At 51.2% G+C, this 16571-nt stretch carries 15 protein-coding genes and 3 pseudogenes; 11 read left to right on the forward strand and 7 right to left on the reverse strand.

Annotated features, from left to right (window positions below; all coding sequences use genetic code 11):
• Positions 1-119 precede the first annotated feature (119 nt).
• The 4 genes from HS1genome_RS02760 to HS1genome_RS11950 form a co-directional block, all read right to left on the reverse strand.
• Positions 120-788 (reverse strand): DUF2848 family protein, encoded by a 669-nt coding sequence (locus HS1genome_RS02760; protein WP_126449475.1) that lies wholly within the window; start codon positions 786-788, stop codon positions 120-122.
• Between the two features lie 499 nt (positions 789-1287).
• A complete protein-coding gene (locus tag HS1genome_RS12970) occupies positions 1288-1731 on the reverse strand; it encodes an amidohydrolase family protein (RefSeq protein ID WP_126449477.1) in 444 nt (147 codons plus the stop codon).
• Positions 1731-2246: an amidohydrolase family protein gene (locus tag HS1genome_RS12975; protein ID WP_126449479.1), complete on the reverse strand. Its 516-nt coding sequence runs from the start codon at positions 2244-2246 to the stop codon at positions 1731-1733. Before HS1genome_RS12975 ends, HS1genome_RS12970 begins: the two co-directional genes overlap by 1 nt.
• A gap of 106 nt (positions 2247-2352) precedes the next feature.
• Complete coding sequence (locus HS1genome_RS11950) at positions 2353-2499, reverse strand: hypothetical protein (RefSeq protein ID WP_158613700.1); 147 nt, start codon at positions 2497-2499, stop codon at positions 2353-2355.
• A gap of 591 nt (positions 2500-3090) precedes the next feature.
• Between HS1genome_RS11950 and HS1genome_RS13145 the strand changes: the two are divergent.
• The 4 genes and pseudogenes from HS1genome_RS13145 to HS1genome_RS02790 form a co-directional block, all read left to right on the forward strand.
• A pseudogene (locus tag HS1genome_RS13145) lies at positions 3091-3408 on the forward strand (xanthine dehydrogenase family protein molybdopterin-binding subunit); the annotation flags it as partial.
• 15 nt (positions 3409-3423) lie between these two features.
• Positions 3424-5393, forward strand: a pseudogene (locus tag HS1genome_RS12495) (xanthine dehydrogenase family protein molybdopterin-binding subunit).
• 5 nt (positions 5394-5398) lie between these two features.
• Positions 5399-6304: an FAD binding domain-containing protein gene (locus HS1genome_RS02785; protein ID WP_126449485.1), complete on the forward strand. Its 906-nt coding sequence runs from the start codon at positions 5399-5401 to the stop codon at positions 6302-6304.
• Complete coding sequence (locus HS1genome_RS02790; protein ID WP_126449487.1) at positions 6249-6737, forward strand: (2Fe-2S)-binding protein; 489 nt, start codon at positions 6249-6251, stop codon at positions 6735-6737. Before HS1genome_RS02785 ends, HS1genome_RS02790 begins: the two co-directional genes overlap by 56 nt.
• Positions 6738-6740: 3 nt before the next feature.
• Here the strand turns inward: HS1genome_RS02790 and HS1genome_RS02795 are convergent, their stop codons facing one another.
• A complete protein-coding gene (locus HS1genome_RS02795; RefSeq protein ID WP_126449489.1) occupies positions 6741-7415 on the reverse strand; it encodes an isochorismatase family protein in 675 nt (224 codons plus the stop codon).
• A 779-nt stretch (positions 7416-8194) separates the two neighbouring features.
• Between HS1genome_RS02795 and HS1genome_RS02800 the strand changes: the two are divergent.
• The 5 genes and pseudogenes from HS1genome_RS02800 (at position 8195) to HS1genome_RS02825 (ending at position 12651) form a co-directional block, all read left to right on the forward strand.
• Positions 8195-9066 (forward strand): annotated as a pseudogene (locus tag HS1genome_RS02800) (FAD binding domain-containing protein).
• Complete coding sequence (locus HS1genome_RS02810) at positions 9063-9536, forward strand: (2Fe-2S)-binding protein (RefSeq protein ID WP_126449495.1); 474 nt, start codon at positions 9063-9065, stop codon at positions 9534-9536. Before HS1genome_RS02800 ends, HS1genome_RS02810 begins: the two are co-directional and overlap by 4 nt.
• Positions 9537-9723: 187 nt before the next feature.
• Positions 9724-10155 carry a cupin domain-containing protein gene (locus HS1genome_RS02815; RefSeq protein WP_126449497.1) on the forward strand — a complete coding sequence of 144 codons (432 nt, stop codon included), beginning with the start codon at positions 9724-9726 and terminating at the stop codon, positions 10153-10155.
• A gap of 5 nt (positions 10156-10160) precedes the next feature.
• Positions 10161-10976: a cyclase family protein gene (locus HS1genome_RS02820; RefSeq protein WP_197721510.1), complete on the forward strand. Its 816-nt coding sequence runs from the start codon at positions 10161-10163 to the stop codon at positions 10974-10976.
• 46 nt (positions 10977-11022) lie between these two features.
• On the forward strand, positions 11023-12651 hold the full coding sequence (locus HS1genome_RS02825; protein WP_229768174.1) for a cytosine permease: 1629 nt from the start codon (positions 11023-11025) through the stop codon (positions 12649-12651).
• 54 nt (positions 12652-12705) lie between these two features.
• On the opposite strand, the gene HS1genome_RS12980 is transcribed toward HS1genome_RS02825, so the two are convergent.
• Both HS1genome_RS12980 and HS1genome_RS02835 read right to left on the reverse strand, forming a co-directional pair.
• Positions 12706-13026, reverse strand: coding sequence for an amidohydrolase family protein (locus HS1genome_RS12980; protein ID WP_126449499.1), 321 nt, complete (start codon positions 13024-13026; stop codon positions 12706-12708).
• Positions 13023-13706: an amidohydrolase family protein gene (locus HS1genome_RS02835; protein ID WP_126449501.1), complete on the reverse strand. Its 684-nt coding sequence runs from the start codon at positions 13704-13706 to the stop codon at positions 13023-13025. Before HS1genome_RS02835 ends, HS1genome_RS12980 begins: the two co-directional genes overlap by 4 nt.
• 249 nt (positions 13707-13955) lie before the next feature.
• On the opposite strand from HS1genome_RS02835, the gene HS1genome_RS02840 reads away from it, so the two are divergent.
• The gene (locus tag HS1genome_RS02840) at positions 13956-14579 is read left to right on the forward strand and encodes a helix-turn-helix domain-containing protein (protein ID WP_126449502.1); all 624 of its coding nucleotides are present in this window, start codon (positions 13956-13958) and stop codon (positions 14577-14579) included.
• A 14-nt stretch (positions 14580-14593) separates the two neighbouring features.
• Positions 14594-16288, forward strand: a complete 1695-nt coding sequence (locus HS1genome_RS02845; RefSeq protein ID WP_126451282.1) for an AMP-binding protein — start codon at positions 14594-14596, stop codon at positions 16286-16288.
• Positions 16289-16571: the final 283 nt, after the last annotated feature.

Below are 16571 nucleotides of genomic sequence, written 5' to 3' on the forward strand. Positions count from 1 at the left end.
AAATCCCCATGACTTAGAACAGAAAACGTAAGTAACTTCGTTCTAACCCACTGGGTGATAAGGACTATTATGGTGGTTAGGAATAAAGCTAAACCTAGAGTGAACCCCTAAATTCTAGGTCAGTGCGTCACTCTGACTTCGTAGACATGGGAGAGTTCCCTACGTAGGACAGGATCGCTCAGCTTCATGTTGAAACTTTCCGCGAAGAGTGTATTCCCCAGGAGTGGGATCGTGCCGGAAAAAATACACGTTCCCCGCTCTCCCTCCCCTAGGGAACTGACCAGTTCCTCTGGGGTCAGTAACTCCCTCAACTTTCCGCGTTGGTATTCCACAGTAGTTCCTCTCATCCCTACCTTGGATGTCAGTTCGAGTTCGTCCCAGTGGTCTCTGATGTCCCCGTAGGGCCATAGGGAGGTGGAGACGACTTTGGGACACGAAGACTTCGCTCGCTCAACGTCCACCTTCTCTAGCTCCCTGTCTGTGTGATCGCTCCCTACCCCCACGTACCATTCATCGTCTATTATTAGGACGTACTCCACCTCGCCGCTAGTGGTGGAGGATCTTACGTTGACTTTAGTAGCTGTGGTCAAGTTGGTGGTTGGAACGACGTACTTGGTGGGTACTGAGGGAGGTGGAGGTACCCCAATCTCCTGAAGTTCCCTCACGTGTCTCATCACGGCCTCCCTGTTCCTCCCAGCGTATCCTGCGCACACCACCTTCCCAATGTCGAACAACCTTCCCTCTACTATACCGTTTCTCCTAATCACGTTGAACCATATTTTTCCCAAGAGTTACACCCTCGATTTTGCGTGGAGGGCGAGTTTTTAATTTTAGGGGTGGAGGGGTGGCTGTGTATTACCGCACTGTTCGAATCCTAGCCTAGGTGGAGAGCGAAAGCCGTTACCCCCTCCAAGATCGGCTTAGTTCACCCGAAGAAAGGTCTCACCTTCTTTCACAGGATTTACTGGTGCCTAAACCTCTAATCGCCGACGTTTGTGAGGACGTTAGTGTTAAACTGAGGAAGGACGTATAAGATAAACCCCAGGCTATAGTTCTAGGCGTCTCTACCCAGTTATCTTGTCTGGTGTCGGTAGGACTCCATACGCTACCCCCACGGCATACCACAGCCACACCGAAGTTTTCTGAGACGGGATCGATTCTCCACCTGTTGGGGGAGGTCAGAAGGGATTGGAAGGCCCTACCAGTTGATGGGTGGAGGGGATGTGATGAAGGGACGGACTCGCCTACCTACGAGTCGCTTGGTGGGACCGAGCTTACGCGAGTCACTCACTTTACGTTGTAGATTTCAGAGGCGTTGTCAAAGAGTATCCTCCGCTTCACGTTCTCTGACACATTCAGCGAGTTGACAAGTTTCACTGCTTCCCAGTCCCCCATGTTGAAGGGGTAATCCGTCCCTAGAACGACCCTTTCCGCCCCCACAGCTTCGATGAGGAATTTGAGGGAGGAGGCCTCGAAAAGCACGGTGTCGAAGTAGAGCCTCTTGACATCACCAACGTCCACCCCCTTGAGCTCCTGTCTCACTTCAGTTGCCCTCCTCAGTCTGCCGAGTTGGTAGGGGATCGCTCCTCCCCCGTGGCAGAAGACTAACTTCAGTCTCGGAAACTGTCTGAGGACTCCACCGAAGAGGACGCTGGACACGGCCACCATGGTTTCAGCGAGCGTGCCCACCACTATCTCCATGTAGTACTTCTTGAGTCTCTCCTGTGCCATTATGTCCCCGGATGAACGAAGATCGGGAGGTTCAGTTCCTGCGCCTTAGCGTAGAAATCGAAGAGCGACTGATCGTCGAGGTTCCTTCCCCCAACGTTTGTGCCTATCTCCACACCCCTAAGTCCTAGCTCGTAAGCGTGCTCTAGTTCTTCAGCTGCTTTTTTCCCATCCTGTAGTGGAACTGTGGCGTTGCAGACGAAGTCGGCGTGCTCTGCACATACCCTAGACATCAGCTCGTTGTACCTCTTAGCCACCTTTGTCGCGGTCTCCACCTTTTCGTTGTACATGAAGAGGTGGTGGGTCATTGAGACGACCTGCGTTCCCACCCCCAGTCTCTCGTTCTCCTTCATCCTGGCCTCTACGTCGAAGAACCCCCTAGTCACTGGGCCTATCGTCTTCCCAGCTACCTTTATTGTGAAATCTCCCTCACCTGAGATGCTTGCCCCCAGCTCAGTCAATAGCTCCTTTGGGACCAGGTGAGAGTGGACATCTATCGGGCCTTTTACCTGAGTCATGAGGCTCTATATAAAAGGGCCCTTAACGGAATAAAAAGGTGTAGGAACCGAGAGCTCGACGAAAGGCTGCCCGCACTCGAGTAAGCGACGGGTACAGCTCTACGTGCTATATGGTGTTGTACGTGACTTGCGGAGTTTTTAGGCCGTAAGGAGATAGAGAATTGGCGCAGGATGTGACAGCGGTGGCGAAGTTCTCGAGGTAGTACATATCGCACCGTCTGAACTCCAACTGCTTTCTTGGACTCACCGACATTGCCCTACGTCGAGGTGAGGACGTTTTGGGACTAGTAGTAACTATCCTCCGTCGGACTTCTAAAGGTGTACTCTAGGCCGGACTGAACCCTCGTTGAGATAAAGCGTCAGACGTGGGGAGAGAGCTTCTCGGTATACAAATGCCCTGGGCTCCCGGCCTTCGGGAAGAGAAAGACGGAATAGTTAAAACACATTTTGTTTTCTTTTTAGTCGCCTAATTATATCAGTTTCAGACTTGAACCTCTGGTGCTCGATGAGACCACGGAAGGTACATCGGAACACCTTTACCCTCTGGGACTCGCAAATATAAGGATCCTTATTATCGGATGTGGAGAAGTTCAGGTCCCTCCCACTGTTCTCCGAGTAAGGCTTCCTCCTGACTTATGGAGGAGCACATCCAATAGAAGAACCTTCACCCTTTAGGTCGGTGGTGACGTCTAACAGTGTAGGCAAGTCCTGGGACCACTGAGCCTTTCGTCCCAAAAGAGATAAAAAGTGGAGAAGTACAGAACGTTGCCATGGAGACCCCTAAGTTCAGGTACATAGGGAAGCCCTTGAGGAGAGTCGAGGACCAGTACGCGGTGAGGGGAGGATGGGCTATGCCGACGACATGGAGTTTCCAGATCAGCATTACGCAGCAATACTTCACAGTCCTTACGCTCACGCCCTCGTGAAGGGCATCGATTACTCTAAGGCGTTAAAGCTACCTGGTGTCAAGTACGTGTTAACTGGAGAGGAAGTCGCCAAGCGAACCAAACCAATAACTGCCAGGGCAGCCCCTGTGTCCCCTAATACCCAATACGTCATGGCGTACAAGAAGGTGAGATACATGGGGGAGCCAGTTGCCGCGGTGGTGGCCGACAACAAGTACGTCGCGAGGGATGCCTTGGACCTCATTGAGGTCACTTATGAACCGCTCCCAGTAGTGCGCGATCTCGACGACGCCCTTCGAGAGGGAGCACCCCTCATATATGAGGAGCTAGGTACCAACGTTGTCATCCACGACAAGTTCGAGTTTGGTGACGTAGACGAGGCCTTTGCTAAGGCTGACGTCACAGCCAAACAGAGGATTGGAATTCACAGGTACTCTTCAACTCCCCTAGAGGGGTATGTGGTGAACGCCAGTTACGACAACACTAGGGACGTGTTAAACGTGATAGCGACAGATCAGCAGCCTGGCCGTACAGTTCAAGCGGTCTCTGGGCTTCTCGGACTACCGTCGTCTAGAGTCAGGTTGCTAGTTCCACCAATGGGTGGAGGTTTCGGATACAAGCTGGCCGTTTGGCAGTACGTTGTTATTGTGTCCCTCCTCGCCATGTCGACAGGCAAGCCGGTTAAGTGGGTCCAGACTAGGAGCGAGAGCCTTTACGGTCCTCACAGACCCAAAGGGTACATGGACGTGGAGCTGGCCCTCTCTTCTGGGGGAGGATCTTAGGGATGAAGCTCACAGACTGGGAGCTGGACGGTAACTGGCCGTATGTAGCAGGACTTTACTCTCTCATAAAGTTCGCCAACATGAGCGGACCCTACGAGATCCCAGCCTACAGCTTCGAGTACTACTCTGTCGCCACCAACCAACCCCCAGTAGTGCAGGACAGGGGAGTGGGTAAACCTTTCATGACCTTCGTCCTTGAAAGGGCCATGGACCTAGCATCAAAGAAGTTAGGCGTCGACCCAGCCGAGTTCAGACTTAGGAACATGGTGCCCCCCGATAAGATGCCCTATACAACTCCCTCAGGGGAGATCTATGAGAGCGGCAACTTCCCTGCCGTCTTGAGAAGGGCCTTGGAGGTTTCGGAGTATCAAGAGTGGAGGAGGAAACAGAGAGAAATCAAGGGAAGGAGGAGGATAGGGATAGGGATATCTTGCGGGATCGAGCCTGGAACCTCTAACTTAGGTTACTACTACCTAACGAAACCCGGAGTCCCCGACTTCACTGGGGCGGGTGAGATGTCGACGGCCGAGATCACCCCAGATGGGTATATCAAGCTCAACATGAACGGCCCAGAGATAGGTACTGGGCACGTCACCACCCTGACTCAGGTGGCCTGCGAACTCTTCAACGTCAGCCCGGACAAGGTAAATGTCTCAAACCTTTACGACTCAAACGACGGCCACCTCGGGTACAGTGGTACCTACTCCAACGCCTTCAACGACGTTTACGTAGGGGCGGCAGTAAAGGCACTGACGGAGCTCAGGGAAAAGGTGCTCGAGCTGGCCTCACACGAGCTGGGCGTAGAACCTGGAGAATTGGTCCTAGATGATGGTAGCGTCTGTCAAAAAGGAACGTCAAAGTGCGTCTCTTTGGCAGAGGTGGCCAAGTTAGCCTACAACAGGCTGACTTTCCTTCCTCCAGGTGAACCTCCAGGACTCAAGATCGTCGCATCTTACTCAAACCCCACCGCCAAACCCTTCAATAGATCTAACTTCAACGTACAACTCACTCACTCCAACTCTGCCCACGTCGCCGTGGTGGAAGTAGATCCTGAGCTGGGGAACGTGAGAATTCTGAAGTATGTCATAGTGCACGACGCTGGGAGAGTCATAAACCCCGGAATAGTTGAGGGACTGGTCATAGGCTCAACAGCAAGTGGCATAGGGGGTGCACTCTATGAGGAATTCGTGTTCGACGAGAACATGGTCAACCTCACTCTCACCTTCGGGGACTACCTCAAGCCAACTGCTATGGAGGTACCCGACATACAGGTAGAGCAGATGGAGACTCCCGCCCCTAACACCCCTTTCGGCACTAAGGCAGTTGGTGAAGGAGGGGCCATAACTTCGCTCGCAGCAGTGGCTAACGCGGTTGAGGACGCTCTCTCCGACTACGGTGTGGTGGTTACATCCCTTCCCCTGAAGCCTCAGAAGGTATGGGAACTAGTTAACAGGAGGTGATGTAGATGTATCCGTCTAACTTCGAGTATTATAGACCCTCAAATCTTAACGAAGCGTTGGAGTTACTGGCGAACGGCGAGTGCAGGCCAATAGCGGGAGGACAGAGCCTAGTGCCGTTGATGAAGCTTCGAATAGTGGCTCCTAAGTGCCTGGTAGACCTAGGGAGGATCGAATCCCTGAGGACGATAGCTATAGAAGGGGACGTCCTGAAGGTAGGCGCCATGGTTACACACGAGGAGATAGTGGAGTCCCAGATCATCGAAGAGTTCTCCCCCGTATTGGCTCTGACCGCCGAGAGTATAGGGGATCTCCAAGTGAGGAACAGGGGCACTATAGGAGGCAGCTTAGCTCACGCCGATCCGTCGGCCAATTACCTCCCAACTCTCCTGGCCTTGGAGGCAGAGGTCGTGGTGGTTAGCCCCTTGGCTAGGAGGGTGGTGCCCATGGCCGATTTCGTGAAAGGGCCGTATACGACAGACCTCAGGCAAGGTGAACTTCTGGAGGCCGTGATGATCCCACGGTACCGTGGAAGGGGAATAGTAGAGAAGTTTGCCATAAGGAAAGCAGACTTCGCCATAGGTCTCGTTACTATGTTATACAAGGTAATTGAAGGTAAGTTAGATGATCTAAGGCTCGCCGTAGGTGCCTTGGCAACGGGGCCGGTGAGACTCAGGAAGGTGGAGGAAAAGTTAAGAGGAGGGGAGTTGAACCCGAAGGCGGCGGAGGACGTGCTAAAGGAAGAGGTCGCGTTACTTCAACCTGTGGACGACATTCACGGTGGAGCGGAGTACAGGAGAAGGGTGATATTCACGTTAGTTAAGCGAATGCTAGAAGGGTTAGCTAGGGGGAGGGACAATGAAGGTCAAGTTGAGGATCAATGGGGAGGAAAGGGAGGCCGATGTGGAGCCTAGGCTGCTACTCGTTCACTTTATAAGAGACGTCCTAAAGCTCAAAGGAACACACGTCGGTTGCGAGACGGGACACTGCGGGGCCTGCACCGTATTAATGGACGGAAAACCCATAAAGTCGTGCCAGGTTTTCGCTGTTCAGGCCGATGGGACGGAGATAATAACCGTGGAGGGGTTAGAGAGGGACGGGAAGTTGAGTGTGGAGCAGCAGGCCTTCGTTGACAACTTCGCTATCCAGTGCGGCTACTGCACTCCAGGGATGTTGGTGATGACTCGTTACCTGCTCGGTAAATACGAGAAGTTGTCCAGAGAAGAGATCAGGGAAAAGATCCACGGGAACTACTGCATGTGCACTGGATACGTTCAAATTATAAACGCTATAGAGGACGCCTTCAGGAGGGCCAAGGGAAGTGAAGGGAAGGAAACAGGGTCATAGCTTTCATTTCTCTAATTCCCTTAGGTAGCTCTTCACTTCCTCCGTCGTCACGATGTCAGCGTACTTGAGTGAGAGGTCCATTAAGGACACCCTGTGTGAGATCGAGAACCTGTCAAACACGGCGTCTTTCACTACCGCTACTCTGTAGCCCAAACTAAACGCATCTACGGCTGACGCCCTAACACAGCCGCTGGTTACCCCTCCAGTCACGATTACGGTGTCCACGCTCAGCGAGTTGAGGTATCTTACCAACGGAGTTCCTTGAAAGGCGCTTGCCGCTACCTTCTCGATCACCACGTCTTCTTTCTGGGGCTTTACCTCACTAACTATTTCCTCTGCGTTTGGACCGTCTTTAAGGGAAGACTTGGTAGCCCTCACTTCCATTCCACTCAGTTGCACACCACTGGCCTTGGTGTAGATCACAGGATTCCCCCGTTTGTGAAATTCCTCTCTCAGTTCGCCTATTTTCTCGACAGCTCTCCACGCGCTCTCTCCAGCGCTTCTCGGGTAGACCTTAACCGATTCAGCAAGAGGCGCCCTAAGACCCACAAAGGAGTACTGCAAGTCCACTATTAGGAGCGAAGGCTTTCTCCCTAAACCGATCCTTTTGCTCAGACCTAGGCTCTCCGCCACCGCCCTTTCGTCTTTAGTTAAAAGATCCTCCCATTCGTTTAGCAAGCTCCCGTTACTCCCTTAATGCTCTCCTTTTTTAATTTAACTTATAAGGTTGAGGAGAGTTCCCTCTCTTGAAAACGGCTCCAGTAACTTCGTAGAATGGGTGTTGGGAGGTAGTTGTCAAGGGACACTAAACCTCCCCTGCCGAGACTGACGCTCCTTGGGAATTCAGGCGGTCACAGACAGTTCTCATACACCAATGATCCCCAGCACTAGAGGACGTTGAACTGCCCTGAGAAAGGCTAGCAGGAACTGAGTGTCTAACTGGACTAAAAGGAAATGATCGATGAGATCGAGCCCTAACCCTAGGCGGGAGATCTACATACTTCTTCCGCTAGAAGAGGATGTGAATAGTGATTTGGAAAGACTGGCCAGTGAAAGGGAAACAGGGTAAAGTGGAACTCGGGGTTGAGGGGACGAACACTCAAACTTTGGCAGTTTGATGGAAGCCCCCACCCTCCTCCCAAGAGGAACTAATAGGTGGACGACCTTCAGCAACTCGTTAGCGCAATTCGCAGGACTAATGAATTGAACCTCTTATAGGACATATAGGTGGCTCTATAGGGACCACAGTGGTAGGGGTAAGGTGGGGGCGCCAACCAACCGGAGTTGAGCAGTTGGTGTTAAAGAGGCCGAGATCCCATGAGGGAAAATGCTCTCATTTTTCATCCCCACGATCCTGATTCTCTGTGAACTTGAATGGTGTGCCCTACAACCCATGTAACGATGATTAGACTCATTAGCCATGGAAGATTTATAAACTCTAGAGTACCCTCTTCATCATGCCTTTCTACACCCCTGTAGACTTCGATTACTACGCGCCACGAAACGTAGATGAGGCCGTAACGTTGCTCAGCGAGAAGGAGGACAGCGTGATCATAGCGGGAGGACAGACTCTACTTACTCTATTGAAATTAAGGATATTGAGGCCTAAGAACGTCATCGATCTGAGTAAAGTTAGTTCCTTGAGATATATAAAGGAAGAAAACGGAGAGATACGTATCGGCGCCATCACCGTCCATAACGAAGTGGCCAGATCCCAACTTATCGCATCTAGGTGTGGTCTCCTCTCCGCAGCTGCTGGAAGGATTGGGGACGAACAAGTGAGGAATAGGGGTACAATAGGTGGGAGCGTGGCTAACGCCGATCCGTCGGCCAACTACGAGCCTGTCCTCCTTGCTCTAGATGCCCGCTTTACGTTGATCGGACCTCAGGGGAGAAGGGAAGTGGGTGCTCGGGAGTTCTTCGTTGACGCGTATACTACAGCCATTAATAAGGGCGAGGTACTAACCGAAGTAAAGGTGAGGGAGTTGAGCGAAGTGGGCTACTCTTTTAAGAAGGCGGCGAGGAGAGAGCAGGAGTTCGCCATAGTGAACGTCGCAGCGCTCCTTTGGCTAGAGGGCGACGAGATCAAGGACGTGAGGGTGGCCGTTGGGGAGTAACTGCGAGACCTGAGAGATTGGACGGAGTAGAGGAGGCCCTGATCGGGAAGGGAAAGGAAGCAATACCCTCAGCCCTTAGCTCGGTTGAGTACTCTGGGAAGCCCATTTCGGACGTCAGGGCCAGTTCAGGTTACAGAGAATATTTAAGTAAGATATACTTAAGGAGGGCTCTGGAAGAGGCCTACGCTAGGGCTAAGGGTGTCAGGTCGTGAGGCGCGAGATAAGTCTCAATATAAACGGCACACTTCACACCGCGACCGTTCCAGATAGAATGCTCCTCGTCCAATTCATAAGGGATGTGGTTGGACTGAAGGGAACTCACATTGGTTGCGACACTGGCCACTGCGGGGCATGCACAGTTATAATGGACGGGGTTGCAGTGAAGTCCTGCCTCATTCTAGCAGTCCAGGCTGATGGCTCAAACGTGATGACGATCGAAGGCCTTTCTAAGGAGGGTAAGCTCGACGAGATCCAAGAAGCTTTCAGAGACGAGTTCGCAGTACAATGCGGTTACTGTACGCCAGGTTTCATAATGTTGCTTCATTCGTTGAAGCTCAGGGGAGTAGGAATGTCAGACGACGATATCAAGGACGCACTTGTCGGGAACATATGCCGTTGCAACGGCTACCCTCTCATACTGAGAGCAGCAAGAAGAATATTGGGAAGGAGACAAGTAGGTTAAAGTTTTCACGGGAAACTTCAGCAAGAGTTTTCGTCTCCTCAACCTAAATTCTGTGACCATTACACTATATCCGTGTCTTTGACGTTTAGCTGAGAGACGCTGTGGAAATCTTGTAAGTAATGTGTACACAGCAGTCGGAAGACAACACTTATTACGGCGGACAATATCTAATTAAATTGATAGGGAAATGTCAGAGGAAGTCCTCGAGAAAGTAACTGGACAGGGTGTTGAGGTCCTCTTTAAGAGATCTAGGAAACCGGAGAAAGTTGACGGCAGGAAGACGGAACTCATACGTTACGGCGATCTAGTTCCAGATAACATGAAAAGACCTGACGGGGAGACCCTCAAGTTAATAAGGGGAGACGGCTTTAGCATAGAGCTCTCGAAAAGGAGGTCCACCATGCCCTATTGGCATAGAAACATGGACTACGACGAGGTGATAATATGCATATCTGGGGAAGCGACGTGGATTACCGAGGACGGTGAGTTCAAGTTGAAGGCGGGAGAGATGCTGCTCATCCCGAGGGGGATAGCTCACACAGCCTCCTCCAGCGAGGACTCCAACTACGTTGCCATAGAGGTCAAGTCTAAGGTTCCCCTCGCGCTAGTCCAGAGGTGAGGCAAGTGAGGTTGGACGAGCTCTTAAATGTTATGAGGTCCTCGAAGAAGTACGACTTGGAGCAGATCAGGTACCCTAACATGCCTGCATTCGATCCCGTCAAACCTGGCTTGCTCTACTTCCTATACAGACACCACGAGAGCTACTACAACCCAGATCACGACGGCCCGAGAACCAGCGCGTCTGGGCTCATAATTATGTCGGATCAGACTGGGACCCATATAGACGCTCTATGTCACCAAGCGTCCGACCTAAAATTGAGCGTAGGGGTCAAGGTGACTCCAGAGATCGAGACTCCGTGGGGGTTCACGAAGGGTGGGGCGGAGGAACTGCCGCTTATTGTAGCTAGGGGAGTCCTAATAGATGTGGCCTCGGTTTATCAGGATCCTCTACCCGAGAACTCTATGATATCGTTGGAACAGGTCAAGAAGACGTTAGAGGTTCAAGGGACCACAGTGGAAAGAGGCGATGTCGTCTTAGTGAGGACTGGTTACGGCAAGTACTGGAACGATGAGGAGAAGTACAGGAGGGCAGCAGGAGTCTCCAAGGAGGTAAGCTCTTGGCTAGCCAGGACTGGGCCCGTAGCCGTAGGGTCAGACAACCTAGCGTGGGACCTACCTTCATTCAAGGACCCTGAGACACACTCTTCCCTTCCAGGGCATCTCCTGCTCATAGCTGAGAGAGGGATTCCTATAATAGAGAATGTTAGGTTGGAGGAACTAGCGAAGGACAAGGTGTACCAGTTCCTCCTCATTGGATTCCCACTCAAGTTCAAGGGAGCTACAGGAACACCCCTAAGGCCAGTAGCAATAGTTCCATAAGTTTCGTCCCGTAAGTTTCAAATATAAGCTTGTTTAAATGTAGGTCGTGCCAAACGAAGTATCCGAGTTAGATAGATTAGCCGTCATGAGGTTTTACCCAACGAGCGGCCAAATCGAAGTTACAAGGGAGTTTCCCGAGGAGACCTATTTGTGGAACAAGGACTTCCACCCGACCCCTGTGGAGAAAAGGAACTGGGGCCCGTGGACTTACATGGCAATATGGTTCGGGATGGTTTTCGTTGTGCCTACTTGGTTTCTGGCAGGAGCTGGATTTTCCTTCGGCCTTAACTGGTACGAAATATTAATAGACTTCTTCCTCGGGAGTCTGATCATTATAGTCCCTACTATAATACAGTCCCACGGTGGAGCAAGGTATGGCATGTCCGAGCCTCAGCTAACGAGAAGCAGGTGGGGGATCTACGGTGCCCAGTTGCCCTCTTGGATAAGGGCGGTGATCTCCATGGGTTGGTGGGGGATTGTGTCCTACATCATAACTGAAGCCGCGGTCGCGATGTATGTTAGCGCCAGCGGCAAGTTATCGTTACTTCAAGGTGCCTCACCTTATTCTCTCGCGAAGAGCTTCCCAGACATTTTCTGGCCAGTGTTCGTGGCCGTGATCCTCGTGCAAGTCCTCCTCTTCTACGTCTCACCTCCAGTTAAGGCCCAACCTCCCCTCAAGATGTTGGCCAGGGCGGCTGCCCCGATAGTTGCTCTAGGTTTTGCCGTACTTTTCGTCTACACCATGACTATGGCACACTGGGACTTCTCTCCAATCACCTCAATTCCACAGAGCGTTAGGGGAGGCGAGTTTTGGATCAACAACCTAGCTTACTTGAACGCCGTCATAGCCGACTGGGCCACCATGGCGGTGAGCATGCCAGATTTCACTAGGTTCGCCCGATCTCAACGCGCCCAGACGTGGGGACAGGTGCCAATGCCATTCCTTATGACCATGGTAGCTGCCATAGCATTAATGACCACTGGTGCTACGATAGCGTTGGGTCTAGGTGGAGGGAAGGGTATATCAGACCCCATAATATTGGCTGCTCTCGAATTGCCTGGTCTCCTGAAGTTCTTTGTGTTGGCAGCATTCATGCTTGCGATGTTTGTAGTGAACGTCTTCGCTAACTCCATAGCTCCAGGATATGACATCGCAAACACCTACTCTAAATATCTCACGTGGTTTAGGGGAATAGTGATCGGTGTGGTCATAAGTGCTGCACTAGGGGCGTGGACTTTCTACGCCTCAGGAGCCTACGGGTTTATCTACAACTGGCTCCTTGTATACGGGGCCCTACTGGGAGGTGTGGAAGGAGTGTTAATTTTCGACTACGCTGTGATAAGGCGTTTTAAGTTCGAGGCCGTCGACGTCTACCTGAGCCGAGGTAGGTTTAGGTATTTAAAAGGATTCAATCCAGCCGCATTTATAGCGTTCGCCTTTGGTACGACAGTCACGTATCTGTGGTATTGGGGGTGGTTGAGGACTCCAACGACTCAGTTCCTCTATGTGAACTCGTGGATATCCGCCTTCCTAATAACAGGGGTGCTCTACGTAGTTCTAATGGTGTTGTGGGTCATCCCCAAGTACCAGGTTTTCCTCATCGGCGACCTAAAACAGGGATATATGAGCGCTGAAGTGAGAAAACTTTTCAATCCTGGATCGAAAAAAGATTGATACTTTTTGGGACATTCGTCAAGTCTATATTTCCCTTATTAGGTATTAGACTAATTATCTATGGAGAAGTTTGGTCATATTCAGCTTGCACACCTTCTCTCTTTGCTCACAAGTTAATGCTCTATTTATCATCTGTAGAGTTTCCTCGTAACACGCTCTGCCCGCTCTCTGTCCGAAAGGGTAATCCGTCCCCATTACCACGTGATCCTCCCCCACGAACTCCAACAGGAGCTTCAGGGACGGTACGTTGAAGAATGCGGTATCGTAATACAGGCGTTTAAAGTCAGCTAAAGGATCTTCCACCGCTATGACCTTCCCCTTCCCCCTCATGTCCTTGCCCAACAACTTAACCCTTCCAGCGAAGAAAGGTATCATCCCCCTCCGTGAGAAACCACCACCTTTAGCCCTGGGTAACGGGCGATCGTACCGGAGAACACCAGCCTAGCCACAGAGAGTGTGGTGTCAAAAGGCCAGCCATACAATAATGCCAAATTGTAGTCTTCACCTAACCTATCCCACACGACCGGCTCTGTCGGATGAATGAACAACAACAAACCTTTACTGCTTATCTCCTTAAACAGGTCGTCGTATCCCTCATCGTAGAATCTCTTCGCCGTATTAGAGGGAAGAGCTACTCCTGGTAGACCTAACTTGATAATTCGCCTCAACTCGTCCATCGCCAGAGAGAGATCTGTCGTTGGAAGGGTAGCCAAGGCACTGAGGTGTTCCCGGTCTACGTCAACGATCTCAGACAGCCCGTCGTTGATTGCTTGACTTAACTGCAAGGCCCTCCTAGGTTCCTTAATTTTGTCTAGGTGAGGTGGACTTACGCTTAAGAATTGCTTCTCTATCCCGAATTCTCTCATGTCCTCTAAGTGTTTATTCACGTCCACGTGGGGAGTCCCTTCAATGAAGTAGGTCAACGTCTGTTTGGTCTCCTTATCGTAGAGTATGTTGCGGCCTAGGGAGTCGGGTGGCGAGATCCCTATCTCGTGTAAGGAAGAAAGTTCCTTTATGTATCTCCTAGGAAAAATGTGACAGTGTACGTCCCACACTTCGACTTCACTTCTACCAGAAAATAAAGTTCTCTAAAGAGCTTTCATTACTGTTTCGCCAGAACCCACATTGGATGAGTTTTTAGACTACTATAGGTCCAGCTATCCACAAACGGAATCGGTCCTTAGTTCAAGTTGAAGACCTCAATTCGGATCTTCGACCACCAAAAAAGATTAAAGATATCTAAGTGGAAAAGGTGTAGGTGTCCTCCCATTAGAACCCCCAAGTACCAACTTAAACTCCTGACTGTGAACTTGATTCACGAGAAATGTTGGAGCATGTACTATAATGAGGACTCGGTAGTTAAGATCGTGGGGCTAGTCCCAGACCAAGAAAAGAACGTTCTTAGGGTAGTGGCTTTAGCCGGAGAAAAGGGATATAAGTCCCTGAGTCAGCTCAAAGAACGTGGAATAATAAAGAGCTTCTATAACACGTATAGGACGGGCTCCGCGTTCGTCGTCGATATGGCAAGGGAGTACTCCGACTCAGTCACCTCCATATTGTCTAGGAATGGAGCCGTCGTCCTTAGTTCCTCCAAGTACAACGGAATGGAGGAATGGAACGTCCTCATATACGAGCACCACATACCGCACGCCATGAAAGAACTAGACTCAGTGGCTCACGTAGAGAGCTATAGAGAGATAGACTATGCACCGTTCCTGACGCTCACTAGACAGGAATATAGGACTCTCTACGCAGCCCTAGCGATGGGTTACTTCGAGTACCCTAAGAAGGTAAGGGCTAAGGAGGTGGCCAAAGTACTCGGGATAAGAGAGTCCACCTTCGTCTATCACGTGAGGAACGCACAGAGGAAACTATTCACGAGCTACCTGAAGGGGAGGGAGCCGCTTCTCGACTTCGGTGTAGGTTGAGCTGGTGGAGCCTCTTGGTGGATATAATAAGGGAGAAGAGAGTGTTGTTGAGGCCCAACCTTGAGGACTATGACTCGGTGTGCAAGGACTTCTCGTGGGTCAAGGTAAGGGAGGAGCTTGGGATGATGGGAATGGGCAACGGAGCTGGGTTGGCCTTGAGGAGGCCCGTGAGCAGGGGGTTGGGCGAATATGTGGCCCTAAGGTGGATCTCTGAGTCAGGGGAGAGGAAGGACTACCCGTTCTCCACGTTGTTGCAGCAGGGGCTTGGGGTAGCAAATGCTCTCAGGGAACTTGGCCTGTCTATGGGAGACAGGGTTGTTCTTCTCTCAAAACGCGTCCCTTCACTGTACTTCGCTATGATTGGCGTCCCCCTAGCTGGTGGGACCTTGGTTCCGGTCTTCACGTCCTTCGGTCGTGAAGCGATCAGGTACAGAATCGAGAACTCCGGAGCAAAAATGATCGTAGTACACGAGTCGTTGAAGGAAAAAGTCCCCGACGTAGAAGGTTTAAAGGTAGTTGTCACCTCCGATCAATCATTCCCTAATTCCACGAAAGGTAACGGGAGCTATAGTATACCCACGAATCGCCCGTTCGTCATCGTCTACACCTCGGGTTCAACTGGTAAGCCGAAGGGGATCTGGCACTCTCACGACATGATGACCTTCTACTACGTATCTGGGAAGTATCATTTCGACCTACATGAAGGACAAGACGTCTTTTGGCATACTGGAGATCCAGCTTGGATAGCCGGATTCGCGGGGGTGTGGACGGCTTGGGTGAATGGAGTTACCTTACTCTCCTACGAAGGAAGGTTCGACCCAGAGAGGTGGGCGACAATAGTTGAGGAGAACAAGGTGACTGTATTGTCCACAGCTCCCACAGCGATGAGAATGCTCAAGAAGGCCGAACAAACTGTAGTAAGGCATGACCTGAGTTCCCTTAGGTTCATTCACGCCGGTGGAGAATACGTAGACCCTGACCTAGTCAGGTGGAGCCATAAGAAGCTAGGTCTCCCAGTCCATGACGCATATGGACAAACGGAGACCGCCACATACGTCATAGCTAACTTCATTTCCTTACCCATAAAGGTGGGATCTATGGGAAGGCCGCTGCCTGGAGTTAAGGCGCTAGTTGTGGACGAAAAGGGGCGGCCTCTCCCAGCCAACACGCCGGGACTCCTCGCCTTCGTTCCAGATTTTCCTGCTTTGGCTAAAGGAGTGTGGAACGACGACGAAAGGTGGAAGGCGTACTTCAAGGGTGGATATTACGTCACTGGTGATAGGGCGTTGGTTGATGAGGATGGTTACTTCTGGTACCTGGGAAGGGAAGATGACGTGATAAAGGTGTCAGGTTACAGGGTCTCCCCGGTCGAAATTGAATCGGTACTCATGACCCACCCGGCTGTGGCAGAGGCTGCCGTGATTGGAGTTCCTGACCCTGAAAGGGGGAACAGGATAAAAGCCTACGTCGTCCTTAGGGAGGACTACTCGAGTGAGGCGGATTTACCTGTGAAGCTAAGAGAATACGTCAAACTCAACCTGGCCTCTCATATGGCTCCCGCTGAGGTAGAAATAGTGAAAGAGTTACCTCACACGCTTAGCGGAAAGATTCTCAGGAGGCTACTCAGGTCTATAGAGACCAAATCCCCAGTTGGAGACACCAGCACCTTGGATAACCAGGATCTGGTTAAGGACCTCAAGAAAGCTTAGGGACTTCGAGTTACAAAGCAACGGAAACCTCGCATCTTCTGGGGACAGGGACAATGATTCAAATGTTTCGTTTTCTTGACTCTTAGTTTATAATTAAGATAAAAGCGATCAAAGCTATAACTTCGATGAAGGTCGTTTTAACCGAACCACTCCCACCTCTCATAAGCAGCTGCGTTAGGGCTCTTCGTCACTCTTTTGGACGTTAAGGAAAATATTCCTAATCCGAACCAGGACAACGTTACTCAAACAATCCCCTCAGCTTTTCACAGGACCCCTGATGAGG

Source organism: Sulfodiicoccus acidiphilus (assembly GCF_003967175.1).
In the GTDB taxonomy this organism is placed as follows: domain Archaea; phylum Thermoproteota; class Thermoprotei_A; order Sulfolobales; family Sulfolobaceae; genus Sulfodiicoccus; species Sulfodiicoccus acidiphilus.

Excerpts from the sequence above, each read along its gene's own strand:
- HS1genome_RS12970 (WP_126449477.1), bottom strand. The coding sequence starts at position 1,731 with ATGGCACAGGAGAGACTCAAGAAGTACTACATGGAGATAGTGGTGGGC.
- HS1genome_RS12975 (WP_126449479.1), bottom strand. The coding sequence starts at position 2,246 with ATGACTCAGGTAAAAGGCCCGATAGATGTCCACTCTCACCTGGTCCCA.
- HS1genome_RS11950 (WP_158613700.1), bottom strand. The coding sequence starts at position 2,499 with ATGTCGGTGAGTCCAAGAAAGCAGTTGGAGTTCAGACGGTGCGATATG.
- HS1genome_RS02785 (WP_126449485.1), top strand. The coding sequence starts at position 5,399 with ATGTATCCGTCTAACTTCGAGTATTATAGACCCTCAAATCTTAACGAA.
- HS1genome_RS02790 (WP_126449487.1), top strand. The coding sequence starts at position 6,249 with ATGAAGGTCAAGTTGAGGATCAATGGGGAGGAAAGGGAGGCCGATGTG.
- HS1genome_RS02815 (WP_126449497.1), top strand. The coding sequence starts at position 9,724 with ATGTCAGAGGAAGTCCTCGAGAAAGTAACTGGACAGGGTGTTGAGGTC.
- HS1genome_RS12980 (WP_126449499.1), bottom strand. The coding sequence starts at position 13,026 with ATGATACCTTTCTTCGCTGGAAGGGTTAAGTTGTTGGGCAAGGACATG.